This window comes from Cupriavidus sp. GA3-3 (genome assembly GCF_000389805.1).
GTDB lineage: Bacteria > Pseudomonadota > Gammaproteobacteria > Burkholderiales > Burkholderiaceae > Cupriavidus > Cupriavidus necator_D.
Genome location: NZ_KB944478.1, coordinates 93,849 through 107,599, shown reverse-complemented (window position 1 = coordinate 107,599; position 13,751 = coordinate 93,849). Strand labels below are relative to the sequence as shown.

The following is a 13,751-nucleotide window of genomic DNA, read 5'->3' as shown; positions in this document are numbered from 1 at the left end:
CGTCAACTGGCTTTGCGGCTACGCGTGCGGGTGGCGGGCAGCGCGGGCGTGGCTGGCTCGGCTGCGGCGGGCCTGGCGCGGTTTCGTGCCGGCGGTACTGGCCGGGCCGGCTCCGCACCGGCAATGCGTCGTTCGCGCAGATGCGCCTTGGCGCGCTGCAGGCGGGGGGCGACGGTGTCGGCGCGCGCAAGCGCCACGCCGGCGGCCAGGACGTCGCCCAGCACCAGGTGGCTGATGCGCGAGGTCATCGGCGTGTAGACCTCGCTGTCTTCCTCGACGTCGGAAAACACGCAGACGTCAGCCAGCCGCGCCAGCGGCGAGCCGCTGTGCGTGATTGCCAGCACGCTGGCGCCGCTGCTGCGCGCCAGCGTGGCAGCGGTCAGCATGTCCCAGGTGCGGCCGCTGTTGGAGACCAGCACGGCCACGTCGCCACGGGCGAGCAGCGCGGCCGACATGCTGAACACGTGCGGGTCGGAATACGCAACCGTCGGCATGCCCAGGCGGAAGAACTTGTGCTGGATATCCAGCGCGACGATGCCGGAGTTGCCGCAGCCGTAGAACTCGATGCGGCGCGCGCCGGCGAGCAGCTGGATGCCATGCTCGATCTGGTCGGCCGACAGCGCATTGCGCACGCTCATCAGCGTGGCAATGGTGCGGTCGAAGACCTTGCCGGCGATGTCCGCGGGGCGGTCGTCGGCCGCGACGTCCTGGTGCACGAAGGGCGTGCCGCCGCCAACGTTCTGCGCGAACTGCAGCTTGAATTCGCGGAAGCCGTCGTAGCCCAGCGCCGCGCAGAAGCGCGCGATGGTGGGCTGCGACACGCCGGCGCGCTCGGCCAGCTCGGGCATCGACAGCCGGATCACGGCGGCGCCATGCCGGGCGACATAGTCGGCCAGGCGGCGTTCAGAAGGGCGGAGCGTGTCGTAGACGGCTAGGATTCGGTCGCGCATGGCGGCGGGAGGCAGTGTCTGGGGTTGCGGATATGTAGAGATTCTACATCGGATGGCGCCGCATCTTGCCCGAAATGGTGCGTCGCCCGCCCTCGGGGTTTGCCCTGATTCCGGGAATTTCTGCGCAATTGTGATGCATGAGCGGGTCGACGGCGTGCTCGCGCTCGGTATAATGGCGGCGATCTGTAGAAAATCTACATGCGATGGCGCGGCATTGCCGCGCCGCCACCAAGCCCACAAGGAACGTCTCCGCCATGCCTTCTGCCGTCCATGCCGAGCTTCTTGCCGTCACCGAGTGCATCGTCGCGCGCAGCCGCGCCAGCCGCGCCGCCTACCTTGCCCGCTGCGAGCGCGCGCAGGCTGAACTGGGGCCGCTGCGCGGCATGTCCTGCGCCAACCTGGCGCACGGCTTTGCCGCATTGCCGGCCAACGACAAGCTGAAGCTGCGCGTCGACCATGCCCCCAACCTGGGCATCGTCACCGCGTACAACGACATGCTGTCGGCGCACCAGCCGTACGAGCGCTACCCCGCCGTGATCCGCGAGGCCGCGCGCGCGGTGGGCGCGGTGGCGCAGGTGGCGGGCGGCGTGCCGGCGATGTGCGACGGCATCACGCAGGGCAACCCGGGCATGGAGCTGTCGCTGTTCTCGCGCGATGCGATTGCGATGGGCACCGCGGTGGCGCTGTCGCACAACACCTTTGATGCGGCGCTGATGCTGGGCGTGTGCGACAAGATCGTGCCCGGCCTGCTGATGGGCGCGCTGCAGTTCGGCCACCTGCCGATGGTGTTCGTGCCGGCGGGCCCGATGGCCAGCGGGCTGCCCAACAAGGAGAAGGCGCGCGTGCGCCAGCTCTACGCCACCGGCCAGGTCGGGCGCGATGCGCTGCTCGAAGCCGAATGCCAGGCCTACCACGGCGCCGGCACCTGCACCTTCTACGGCACCGCCAACAGCAACCAGTTCCTGATGGAAATCATGGGCCTGCACCTGCCGGGCGCGGCCTTCGTGCACCCGGACAGCGGCCTGCGCGATGCGCTGACCGCGGCGGCCGCGCAACGCGCGATCGCCCTGCGCGCGCGCGGCGACGAATACCTGCCGCTGGCGCGCATCGTCGACGAGCGCGCCATTGCCAACGCCATGGTCGGCCTGCTGGCGACCGGCGGCTCCACCAACCACACCATCCACCTGGTGGCGATGGCGCGCGCCGCGGGCATCGTCATCGACTGGAACGATTTCGATCTGCTGTCGCGCATCACGCCGCTGCTGGCGCGCGTCTACCCGAACGGCTCGGCCGATGTGAACCACTTCCATGCCGCGGGCGGCGCCGGTTTCGTCATCCGCGAACTGCTGCAGGCCGGCCTGCTGCATGAGGACGTGCAGACCGTGGCCGGCCCCGGGCTGGCCCGCTATGCGCAGGAGCCGGTGATGGCCGACGGCGTGCTGCGCTGGCGCGACGGCGCGGCGCACAGCGGCGACGCGCAGGTGCTGGCGACGGTCGCGGAGCCTTTCTCGGCCGAGGGCGGGTTGCGGCTGATGCAGGGCAACCTGGGCCGCGGCGTGATCAAGGTCTCGGCGGTGGCGCCGGAGCACCGCGTGGTCGAAGCCCCGGTGCGGGTGTTCGATGCGCAGGAGGCGCTGCAGGCGGCCTTCGATGCGGGCGAGCTGACCGGCGACCTGGTCGCGGTGGTGCGTTTCCAGGGGCCGAACGCCAACGGCATGCCCGAGCTGCACCGCCTGACCCCGGTGCTGGGCGCGCTGCAGGACGCCGGCCACAAGGTGGCGCTGGTGACCGACGGCCGCATGTCCGGCGCGTCGGGCAAGGTGCCGGCGGTGATCCACGTTGGCCCCGAGGCGCTGGCCGGCGGCGCGCTCGCGCGCGTGCGCGACGGCGACCGCATCCGTGTCGATGCCGTTGCCGGCACGCTGCAGTGGCTGGGCGACGAACGTGAATTCGCGGCGCGCGAGCTGGCCGCGGCGCCGGACGACGATTTCGCGCAATTCAGCCTGGGGCGCGGCCTGTTCGGCCTGTTCCGGCGCCACGCGCGCATCGCGGAAGAGGGCGGCAGCGCACTTGACCTGTCCGAGGCGGATGTTGGGGCCGGCGCAGGCGGGCGCCAACGTACCGCAGCGGCGCAAACCGTCGCACAATAGCCAGGCCTGAGGCCGATTTTCCCCTGAAGTTCCCTGCGGGGCGGCAGCGCCCCCCCGGACGTCTTTGCGCCGCCGCAAGGACGTCCAGCTGGACCGACAAGGACAGACAAGGATGGCGACACCATCCGATACCAAGACCGACGGAGCAGACATGATCTATATCCTGATGGGCGTTTCCGGCAGCGGCAAGACCACGGTCGGCCAGTTGCTGGCGCAGCGACTGGGCTGCGGCTTCCATGACGCCGATGCATTCCACAGCGACGCCAACAAGGCCAAGATGCACGCTGGCGTCCCGCTGACCGACGAAGACCGCTGGCCATGGCTGGCGGCCATGCGCGCCGCCATCGACGCGGCCCGGGCCGAAGGCCGCACCCATGTGTTCACCTGCTCGGCACTGCGCCAGGCCTACCGCGACCGGCTGACCCCGCCCGACGGCGGCGTGACCTTCGTCTTCATGAAGGGCGATGCATCGCTGATCGGCACGCGCCTGTCCGCGCGCACGGAACACTTCTTCAACCCCGACCTGCTGCAAAGCCAGTTCGATACGCTGGAAGAGCCCAGCGACGCGCTGGTGCTCGACATCCGCCAGTCGCCCGAGGCGCTGGTCGCCACCATCCTGCAGGCCACGGTGCCGCAGGGCGCCGGCGCGGCGCGCTGACCTGCTGACCTCGCCGACCGTTCCGGCCGGCCCCGTTCCCGTGCAGCCCGCAAGCGGCCGCCAGCCTGGCTGGCGGCCGCTTTTGCGTGCGCTGGCAGACATCTTGCTAGTTCACTTTCCGTGCCGGCCGGCGCCCGCCAGCTTGCGGGTTTCGCCGGTACGGGTATGCTGAAAGGGCCAGTGACTCGACAGTATCGCCGTGAGCGTCCCGAACGGGCAGGCGCGGCGGGCTGGGGACGGGAAAGCCAGGGCAAAACCAGGGCAGCCGGTAGCGACCACGAAGTCGCAGTGAAGCGGTAGCACCGGAAGCCCGCGACATGGAGGAACGGCCATCATGGCGGGGCGGTATTTCGACGAGATGCTGGACTGGCGCACGGACGGGGCGCAATGGGTTATCCAGGCGGGGCAGGCGTTGCCTGAAGGCGCGGTGCGCCCGCATTACCGGCATTTCGCTGACTGGCTGGCGCGGCAGTCTGAAGGCACGATGGGCAACAAGCGCGCCGAGGCCGACCTGATCTTCCGGCGCGTGGGCATTACCTTTGCCGTCTACGGCGACAAGGATGAAGCCAACAGCGGCACCGAACGCACCATTCCGTTCGACGTGATCCCGCGCATCTTCCCGGCGAACGAATGGGCGCTGCTGGAAAAAGGGCTGCGCCAGCGCGTGGCCGCGCTCAACCGCTTTGTCCACGATATCTACCACGGCCAGGACATCATCCGCGCCGGCGTGATCCCGCCCGACCAGATCTACAACAACGCCCAGTACCGGCCCGAGATGCTCGGCGTCAACGTGCCGCACGACATCTATGCGCACGTGGCCGGCATCGACGTGGTGCGCGCCGGCGAGGGCGAGTTCTACGTGCTGGAAGACAACCTGCGCGTGCCCTCGGGCGTGTCGTACATGCTGGAAAACCGCAAGATGATGATGCGGTTGTTCCCGGACCTGTTCGCGCGCAACCGCGTGGCGCCGGTGGCCCACTATCCTGACCTGTTGCTCGACATGCTGCGCGGGGTGTCGCCGCAGGCCATTGCCGATCCCACCGTGGTGGTGCTGACGCCGGGCATGTACAACTCGGCCTACTTCGAGCATGCCTTCCTGGCGCAGCAGATGGGCGTGGAACTGGTCGAAGGCAGCGATCTCTTCGTCGAGGACGACCACCTGTTCATGCGCACCACGCAGGGCCCGCAGCGCGTCGACGTGATCTACCGCCGCGTCGACGACGACTTCCTCGACCCGCTGGTGTTCCGCCACGATTCCTCGCTGGGCGCGGCCGGCTTGCTGTCGGTCTACCGCGCCGGCAACGTGACCATCTGCAACGCCATCGGCACGGGCGTGGCCGACGACAAGTCGATCTATCCGTACGTGCCCGACATGATCCGCTTCTACCTGGGCGAAGAGGCCATCCTCAGCAACGTGCCGACCTATATGTGCCGGCGCCCGGACGACCTGCAGTACGTGCTGGACCATATGGAAGAACTGGTGGTCAAGGAGACCCACGGCGCCGGCGGCTACGGCATGCTGGTCGGCCCGGCCGCCACGCGGGCCGAGATCGATGCCTTCCGCGAAGTGGTGAAGGCGCGCCCGGAGCAGTACATCGCGCAGCCGACGCTGGCGCTGTCGACCTGCCCGACCTATGTGGAGTCGGGCATCGCGCCGCGCCATATCGACCTGCGCCCGTTCGTGCTGTCGGGCAAGGAGGTGCGCATGGTGCCTGGCGGGCTGACCCGCGTGGCGCTGCGCGAGGGCTCGCTGGTGGTGAATTCCTCGCAAGGGGGCGGCACCAAGGACACCTGGGTGCTGGAACGATGAACGCGAACCACATGATGACCGCCGCAACGACCGCCATGGCGACCGCCGCCACGCCAGGAGAGCCCACATGCTGAGCCGCACCGCCGACCACCTGTTCTGGATGGCCCGCTACACCGAGCGCGCGGAGAACACCGCGCGCATGCTCGACGTCAACTACCAGACCTCGCTCCTGCCGCAATCGGCCGAGGTGGCCGAGCAGGGCTGGTGGGCCATGCTCGATATCTCGGAGCTGACCGATGTCTTCGACCACAAGTACGGACTGCTGTCGCGCGACGATGTGATCGACTTCATGGTGCGCGACATGACCAACGCCTCGTCCATCATGAGCTGCCTGCGTGCGGCGCGCGAGAATGCGCGCGCGGTGCGCGGCTCGCTGACCACCGAGGTCTGGGAGACCGTCAACACCACCTGGCTGGAGGTGCAGCGCCTGATCGCCGACGGCGTGCTGAAGGAGGACCCGTCGGCGTTCTTCGAATGGGTCAAGTTCCGCTCGCACCTGGCGCGCGGGGTCCAGTTCGGCACCATGCTCAAGGACGATGCCTTCCACTTCATGCGGCTGGGCACGTTCCTGGAGCGCGCCGACAACACCGCGCGGATCCTCGACGTCAAGTTCCAGGCATCGGGCAGCGACGAGAGCGATGCCAACCGCGACCAGAACGATTTCTATCACTGGGCCGCGGTGCTGCGCTCGGTCTCGGGCTTCGAGGTCTACCGCAAGGTCTATCGCGCGGTCATTACGCCGCAGCGCGTGGCCGAGCTGCTGATCCTGCGGCCCGACATGCCGCGCTCGCTGGTGTCGAGCATGGACGAGGTGGTGGCCATCCTGCATACGGTGCGCAACCAGCAATCGGCGGAAACCGAGCGCCAGGCTGGTAAACTCCACGCCGACCTGAAGTACGCGCGCATCGACGATATTTTCGCGGTCGGCCTGCACGCGTACCTGACCAGCTTCCTGGAGCGCATCGGCGATCTCGGCAATGGCATCAGCCGGGACTTCCTCGTGCCGCTGCTGGCTGCCTGAAATGGGCCGCCGGCAGCCTCCATGTGCCGCCGCCGCGCCCTGATACCGTGAAATACAAGATCCACCACCATACTGTTTACCGCTACGCCGAGCCGGTGCGCCGCAGCGTGCACGAAGTGCGGCTCGAGCCGCGTTCGGGCCCGCTGCAGACGGTGCACCGCTGGCAACTGGTCGCGCCTGGCAATCCGTCGGCGGCGCGCGACGGATTCGGCAATATCGTGCACAACTTCACGGTGGCCGGACCGACCGGCACCATCTCGATCGAAGCCAGCGGCGAGGTGGAAGTGCTGCCGCCGCATGGCGACCTCGACCGGGACGGCCACCATGCGTTCTGCGACGCTCCGCCCCCCGGCGAGTCCCGGGTGTCGCCGCTGTACTTCCTCGGCAGCACGCCACTGACCTCGGCTCCGCCGGAGATGCAGGCGTTTGCCGCGCCGTTCCTGGCGGCCGGGCACGAGATTCCGGCGCTGCTGGCGTTGGCCCAGGGGATTGCGGAGCGGGTGCGCTACAAGCCCAACACCACTGACGTCGGCACCTCGGCGGCCGAGGCCTTCAGCCTGGGCAGCGGCGTGTGCCAGGACCAGGCGCAGGTGATGGTGGCGGCGTGCCGGGCGCTCGGTATCCCGGCACGCTATGTGAGCGGATACTTCTACGATCCGGCCGCGATCGAGATGGCCAGCCATGCCTGGGCCGACGTATGCCTGGACCCGGCGCGCGAGGTGTGGTGCAGCGTCGACATCACCCACGGCTGCCTGACCGACGAGCGTCATATACGCCTCGCGGTGGGGCGCGATTATGCGTCGGCTGCACCAGTCAGGGGCATCCTGGAAGGGGGTTCCGGCGAGACGCTTGAAGTTGATGTGAGTATCACGCCGCTTTTTACCTGATTAGGTGCCTGATTCCAGACAGGGCGCGGTGCCGCAATACGGGCGCTAGAATCCCGGGTATGCAGGCCATCGGCTGGCCACTTCCGGCCGCCGCAAAGCACACCAAAACAAGACCATGACTTACTGTGTAGCCATGCGGCTGGATGCCGGCCTGGTATTCCTGTCCGATTCCCGCACCAATGCGGGGGTAGATGCCATCTCCACGTCGCGCAAGATGACGGTGTTCGAAGAGCCCGGCGACCGCGTGATGGTGCTGATGACCGCCGGCAACCTGGCGATCAGCCAGTCGGTGCGCCAGATCCTGGCCGAGAACCATGACGAGAAGCGCTCGCTGTGGACCGCGCGCGACATGTTCGAGGCCGCTTCCATCGTCGGCGAGGCGGTGCGCCAGGTGCACAAGCGCGATGCGCATGCGCTGCGCGATGCCGGCATCGAATTCAATGTCAGCCTGATCTTCGGCGGCCAGGTGCGCGGTGAACGCGTGCGGCTGTTCAACATCTACGCGGCCGGCAATTTTGTCGAGGCCACGCCCGAGAACTGCTACTTCCAGATCGGCGAGGCCAAGTACGGCAAGCCCATCATCGACCGCGTGGTGCACCCGTCGCTGCCGCTGGCCGAGGGGGCCAAATGCGCGCTGATCTCGATGGATTCGACGCTCAAGTCGAATATCTCGGTCGGCCTGCCGCTGGACCTGCTGGTCTATGAGGCCGATACGCTGTGCGTGACGCGCTTCGTCAACATCGACGAGCGCAACGCCTATTTCCGCATGATCCGCGACACCTGGGGGCAGCGCCTGCGCCAGGTCTTCGGCGAGATCCACAATCCCGAGTGGGATCCCGGCGCGCCCGCGGAATTCTCGCTGGCGCGTCCCGGCGAGGCCGACCGCTGGGGCCAGCCGGTGCGCGCCAAGCGCAATCCGTCGCGTACCCAGGACTGAGGCCGGGCGAGGAAACAAGCGATGCGCGAGATCATTCATTTTTCCCATGCCAACGGCTTCCCGGTGACCACCTACCGCAAGCTGTTCGGCGAACTGGACGGCGACTTCGAATTCCGCGCCGTGGACCGCTACGGGCACAAGCCTGAATTCCCGGTGACGCGCGGCTGGCCGCACCTGGTGGAGGAGCTGCTCGGCGAGATTGACCGCCAGTACCACGAGCCGGTGTGGCTGGTGGGCCATTCGCTGGGCGGCTTCCTGTCGCTGATGGCGGCGCTGCGGCGCCCGGAGCGCGTGCGCGGCGTGGTGATGCTGGATTCGCCGATCATTGCCGGCTGGCGCGCGTCGCTGCTGAAGACCGCCCAGATGTTCGGCATGGACGAAAAGCCCGGCCCGGCGGCGGTGACCAAAAACCGGCGCACCCACTGGCCGGACGCCGAGGCGGTCTGGGAACACTTCCGCGCCAAGCCCAACTTCGCGGTGTGGGACCAAGAGGTGCTGCGCGACTACGCCATCCACGGCACCGAGCCGACCGGCAAGGACAACGAGCGGCGGCTGCGCTTTGACCGCGAGGTCGAATACTGGATCTACCGCACGCTGCCGACCAGCCTGGGGCGCAAGGTGGCGCGCGGCGCGCCGGTGCCGGTCGGCTTTGTCGCCGGCACGCGTTCGCGCGAGGTGCGCCAGTGTGGGCTGGGTGCCACCCGCAAGCTGGTCGGCCCGAATCTGCGCTTTATCGAGGGCGGCCACCTGTACCCGATGGAGCGGCCGCAGGAGACGGCGCAGCTGGTGCGCGACCTGATCGGCGCGATGCGCCGCGAGGGGCGCTGAGGCGGGGTGCGGCGCATGCGCCGCAACGCACCGGGAAGGCCTGTTGCAGCCCCGCCGAGGAGGGGTGCTGTCACAATTTCCGGGTCGGCGGGAATCGGGCTCTCATGTATAATCCCGATTTCCCCGGCAAGCTCGGTTTATGACCAAATTCGTCTTCGTCACCGGTGGCGTCGTCTCTTCTCTCGGCAAGGGCATCGCTGCTGCCTCGCTCGCGGCCATTCTTGAGTCGCGCGGCCTCAAAGTCACCCTCCTCAAGCTAGATCCCTACATCAACGTCGATCCCGGCACGATGAGCCCCTTCCAGCATGGCGAGGTGTTTGTCACGGAAGACGGTGCTGAAACCGACCTCGATCTCGGCCACTACGAGCGTTTCGTCTCGGCCAAGATGCGCAAGTCGAACAACTTCACCACGGGCCAGATCTACGAATCGGTGATCCGCAAGGAGCGCCGCGGCGAATACCTGGGCAAGACCGTGCAGGTGATCCCGCATATCACCAACGAGATCCAGGCCTTTGTCGAAAGGGGCGCCGCGGCGTCGCACGACGGCAAGGCCGACGTGGCGCTGGTGGAAATCGGCGGCACCGTGGGTGACATCGAATCGCTGCCGTTCCTGGAAGCCGCGCGCCAGATGAGCCTGCGCATGGGCCGCAACCACTGCGCCTTCGTGCACCTGACGCTGGTGCCGTTCATTGCCAGCGCTGGCGAGCTCAAGACCAAGCCGACCCAGCACTCGGTGCAGAAGCTGCGTGAAATCGGCATCTCGCCGACCGCGCTGCTGTGCCGCGCCGACCGCCCGATCCCGGACGACGAGCGCGCCAAGATCTCGTTGTTCGCCAATATCCCGCAAGACGCCGTGATTTCGGTGTGGGATGCGGACAGCATCTACAAGATCCCGCAGATGCTCAACGAGCAGGGCCTGGACCGCCTGATCTGCGAGGAACTGCGCCTGGATCCCAAGCCCGCCGACCTGTCGATGTGGCAGAAGCTGGTCAACGCCCAGGAAAATCCCGAGCACGAGATCACCATCGGCATGGTCGGCAAGTACGTCGACCTGACCGAGTCGTACAAGTCGCTGATCGAGGCCCTGCGCCACGCCGGCATGCACACCGCCACGCGCGTCAACATCGAGTACATCGACTCCGAGGAACTGGAATCGGGCCACCTCGAAGTGCTGGCCCCGCTCGACGCCATCCTGGTGCCGGGCGGCTTCGGCAAGCGCGGCACGGAAGGCAAGATCCGCGCGATCCAGTACGCCCGCGAGAACAAGATCCCGTACCTGGGCATCTGCCTGGGCATGCAGCTGGCCGTGATCGAGTTTGCCCGCCACCTGGCCGGCATGACCGATGCCAACTCGACCGAGTTCAACCTGGAAACCGAACACCCCGTGGTCGCGCTGATCACCGAGTGGGTGGACCGCGAAGGCAAGGTCGAGCAGCGCTCGGCCGATTCCGACCTGGGCGGCACCATGCGCCTGGGCGCCCAGCGCGTGCCGGTCAAGGAAGGCACCAAGGCAGCGACGATCTACGGCGCCGAGGTCAATGAACGCCACCGTCACCGCTACGAGGTCAACAACCACTACGTGCCGACGCTGGAAAAGGCCGGCATGGTGATCTCGGCGCGCACGCCGACCGAGAACCTGCCGGAAATGATGGAGCTGCCCGAGTCGATGCACCCCTGGTTCGTCGGCGTGCAGTTCCACCCGGAATTCACCTCGACGCCGCGTGACGGCCACCCGCTGTTCAAGGCCTACGTCGAAGCCGCGCTGGCCAGCCAGCAGCGCAAGGGCGCGTAAGCCCCGGCGGCAAGCAGGAGAGACAGTCATGAAACTCTGTGGATTCGAGGCCGGCCTCGACAAGCCGTTCTTCCTGATCGCCGGTCCGTGCGTGATCGAGTCGGAGCAGATGGCGCTGGATACGGCCGGCGAGCTCAAGGCCATCACCGCCGAACTGGGCATCCCGTTCATTTACAAGTCGTCGTTCGACAAGGCCAACCGTTCGTCCGGCAAGTCGTTCCGCGGCCTGGGGATGGAAAAGGGCCTGGAGATCCTGGCCACCGTCAAGCGCGAGATCGGCGTGCCGGTGCTGACCGACATCCACGAGATCGACGAGATCAAGCCCGTCGCTGCCGTGGTGGACGTGCTGCAGACGCCGGCCTTCCTGTGCCGCCAGACTGATTTCATCCGTGCCTGCGCCCAGAGCGGCAAGCCGGTGAACATCAAGAAGGGCCAGTTCCTGGCGCCGCATGACATGAAGAACGTGATCGACAAGGCGCGCGATGCCGCGCGCGAAGCCGGTCTGCCTGACGATGTCTTCATGGCCTGCGAGCGTGGTGTCTCGTTCGGCTACAACAACCTGGTGTCCGACATGCGCTCGCTGGCGATCATGCGCGAGACCGGTGCCCCGGTGGTGTTCGACGCCACCCACTCGGTGCAGCTGCCGGGCGGCCAGGGCACCAGCTCGGGCGGCCAGCGCGAGTTCGTGCCGGTGCTGTCGCGCGCCGCCGTCGCCACCGGCGTGGCGGGCCTGTTCATGGAAACGCACCCGGACCCGAGCAAGGCCATGTCCGATGGCCCCAACGCGGTGCCGCTGTCGCGCATGAAGGAACTGCTGGCCGTGCTCAAGGACCTGGACACGCTGGTCAAGCGCGCCGGTTTCCTGGAAGACAACTTCGGCTGGCCGGCCTGCGCCTGAGCAGGCCCGGTCTTGTCACCACCGCAATGCCGGTGGTGACAAACCATATCGAAAGACAATACAAAAAATCGGGAGATATTCCATGGCCGCGGGCTATATCATCGCCTACGTCGACGTGACCGACCCCCAGCAGTACGAAGAATACAAAGTGCTTTCGAGCAAGGCCATGCAGATTCATGGCGCCGAAGTGCTGGTGCGCGGCGGCAAGACCGAGCCGCTGGAGGGCGAGTGGGCGCCGACCCGCGTCGTGGTGCTGAAATTCCCCAGCTATGAAGCCGCCAGGTCGTTCCATGACGGCGAAGCCTATCGCGCCGCCCGCAAGGCGCGCGAGCACGCGGCAAAGATGAACATGATCGTGGTGGAAGGCGCTGCCTGAGGGTTGCCGGGCAGTTTGACATGCGCCTGACACGGGCACAGGTTGAAGTAATCAGCAGCAGCAAGAATCAACAGTCAGAGAGGAATTCATGAGTGCAATCGTAGATATCATCGGTCGCGAGGTTCTCGACTCGCGCGGCAACCCCACCGTCGAATGCGACGTGCTGCTGGAATCCGGCGTGATGGGCCGTGCGGCAGTGCCGTCGGGCGCCTCGACCGGTTCGCGCGAAGCCATCGAACTGCGTGACGGCGACAAGTCGCGTTACCTGGGCAAGGGCGTGCTGAAGGCCGTCGAGCACATCAACACTGAAATCTCCGAAGCCATCATGGGCCTGGATGCCTCCGAGCAGGCCTTCCTGGACCGCACCCTGATCGACCTCGACGGCACCGAGAACAAGGGCCGCCTGGGCGCCAACGCCATGCTGGCGGTGTCGATGGCCGTTGCCAAGGCCGCCGCTGAAGAAGCCGGCCTGCCGCTGTACCGCTACTTTGGCGGTTCGGGCGCGATGCAGCTGCCGGTGCCGATGATGAACATCGTCAACGGCGGCGCGCACGCCAACAACAGCCTGGACATCCAGGAATTCATGATCATGCCGGTGTCGCAGACCAGCTTCCGCGAAGCCCTGCGCTGCGGCGCCGAGATCTTCCACGCGCTGAAGAAGATCCTGGCCGACAAGGGCATGTCCACCGCGGTCGGCGACGAGGGCGGCTTCGCCCCCAACTTCTCGTCCAACGAGGAATGCCTGAACACTGTGGTGCAGGCCATCGAGAAGGCCGGCTACCGTGCCGGTGAAGACGTGCTGCTGGCGCTGGACTGCGCCGCCAGCGAGTTCTACCACGAAGGCGAAGGCGTGTACCAGCTGGAAGGCGAAGGCCTGAAGCTGTCGTCGACCCAGTTCGCCGACTACCTGGCCAACCTGTGCGACAAGTTCCCGATCGTGTCGATCGAGGACGGCATGGCCGAAGGCGACTGGGACGGCTGGAAGACGCTGACCGAGAAGCTGGGCACGCGCGTGCAGCTGGTGGGCGACGACCTGTTCGTCACCAACACCAAGATCCTGAAGGAAGGCATCGAGAAGGGCATCGGCAACTCGATCCTGATCAAGATCAACCAGATCGGCACGCTGACCGAAACCTTCGCCGCCATCGAGATGGCCAAGCGCGCCGGCTACACCGCCGTGATCTCGCACCGCTCGGGCGAAACCGAAGACAGCACCATTGCCGATATCGCCGTGGGCACCAACGCCGGCCAGATCAAGACCGGCTCGCTGTCGCGCTCGGACCGCATGGCCAAGTACAACCAGCTGCTGCGCATCGAGGAAGACCTCGGCGATATCGCCAGCTACCCGGGCAAGGGCGCGTTCTACAACCTGCGCTGACACCTTGCCCTGCCGTTCCCGCTTGCGCGGGAGCGGCAGCAAGCGGATGGAATGGCGGCGGCCGGG

The 13,751-nt window shown here is 67.1% G+C and carries 13 protein-coding genes; 11 read left to right on the top strand and 2 right to left on the bottom strand.

Translation table 11 applies throughout. The features are described from left to right. Positions 1 to 2: 2 nt before the first annotated feature. Together C265_RS14290 and C265_RS32200 are read right to left on the bottom strand one after the other, a co-directional pair. Positions 3 to 950: a MurR/RpiR family transcriptional regulator gene (locus C265_RS14290; RefSeq protein WP_010809007.1), complete on the bottom strand. Its 948-nt coding sequence runs from the start codon at positions 948 to 950 to the stop codon at positions 3 to 5. 43 nt (positions 951 to 993) lie between these two features. Next, the gene (locus C265_RS32200; RefSeq protein WP_136227752.1) at positions 994 to 1,206 is read right to left on the bottom strand and encodes a hypothetical protein; all 213 of its coding nucleotides are present in this window, start codon (positions 1,204 to 1,206) and stop codon (positions 994 to 996) included. Between C265_RS32200 and edd the strand changes: the two genes are divergently transcribed. The 11 genes from edd (at position 1,205) to eno (ending at position 13,685) form a co-directional block, all read left to right on the top strand. After that, positions 1,205 to 3,100: a phosphogluconate dehydratase gene (edd, locus tag C265_RS14285; protein ID WP_010809006.1), complete on the top strand. Its 1,896-nt coding sequence runs from the start codon at positions 1,205 to 1,207 to the stop codon at positions 3,098 to 3,100. The genes C265_RS32200 and edd overlap by 2 nt on opposite strands. Positions 3,101 to 3,251: 151 nt before the next feature. After that, complete coding sequence (locus C265_RS14280) at positions 3,252 to 3,758, top strand: gluconokinase (protein ID WP_037024362.1); 507 nt, start codon at positions 3,252 to 3,254, stop codon at positions 3,756 to 3,758. Positions 3,759 to 4,092: 334 nt separating this feature from the next. Further along, entirely contained in the window at positions 4,093 to 5,568 is a 1,476-nt protein-coding gene (locus C265_RS14275) for a circularly permuted type 2 ATP-grasp protein (RefSeq protein ID WP_010809004.1), read from the top strand. Between the two features lie 67 nt (positions 5,569 to 5,635). Continuing rightward, positions 5,636 to 6,589 carry an alpha-E domain-containing protein gene (locus C265_RS14270; RefSeq protein ID WP_010809003.1) on the top strand — a complete coding sequence of 318 codons (954 nt, stop codon included), beginning with the start codon at positions 5,636 to 5,638 and terminating at the stop codon, positions 6,587 to 6,589. Positions 6,590 to 6,636: 47 nt separating this feature from the next. After that, positions 6,637 to 7,476, top strand: a complete 840-nt coding sequence (locus C265_RS14265; RefSeq protein WP_193385847.1) for a transglutaminase family protein — start codon at positions 6,637 to 6,639, stop codon at positions 7,474 to 7,476. A gap of 115 nt (positions 7,477 to 7,591) precedes the next feature. Further along, a complete protein-coding gene (locus C265_RS14260) occupies positions 7,592 to 8,413 on the top strand; it encodes a proteasome-type protease (protein WP_010809001.1) in 822 nt (273 codons plus the stop codon). A gap of 21 nt (positions 8,414 to 8,434) precedes the next feature. Continuing rightward, complete coding sequence (locus tag C265_RS30995; RefSeq protein ID WP_010809000.1) at positions 8,435 to 9,241, top strand: alpha/beta fold hydrolase; 807 nt, start codon at positions 8,435 to 8,437, stop codon at positions 9,239 to 9,241. 139 nt (positions 9,242 to 9,380) lie between these two features. Continuing rightward, positions 9,381 to 11,033 (top strand): CTP synthase, encoded by a 1,653-nt coding sequence (locus C265_RS14255; protein ID WP_010808999.1) that lies wholly within the window; start codon positions 9,381 to 9,383, stop codon positions 11,031 to 11,033. Between the two features lie 28 nt (positions 11,034 to 11,061). After that, the gene (kdsA, locus tag C265_RS14250) at positions 11,062 to 11,931 is read left to right on the top strand and encodes a 3-deoxy-8-phosphooctulonate synthase (protein WP_010808998.1); all 870 of its coding nucleotides are present in this window, start codon (positions 11,062 to 11,064) and stop codon (positions 11,929 to 11,931) included. Positions 11,932 to 12,013: 82 nt separating this feature from the next. Further along, complete coding sequence (locus tag C265_RS14245; RefSeq protein WP_010808997.1) at positions 12,014 to 12,307, top strand: DUF1330 domain-containing protein; 294 nt, start codon at positions 12,014 to 12,016, stop codon at positions 12,305 to 12,307. Between the two features lie 88 nt (positions 12,308 to 12,395). Continuing rightward, entirely contained in the window at positions 12,396 to 13,685 is a 1,290-nt protein-coding gene (gene eno / locus C265_RS14240; protein WP_010808996.1) for a phosphopyruvate hydratase, read from the top strand. Positions 13,686 to 13,751 lie beyond the last annotated feature (66 nt).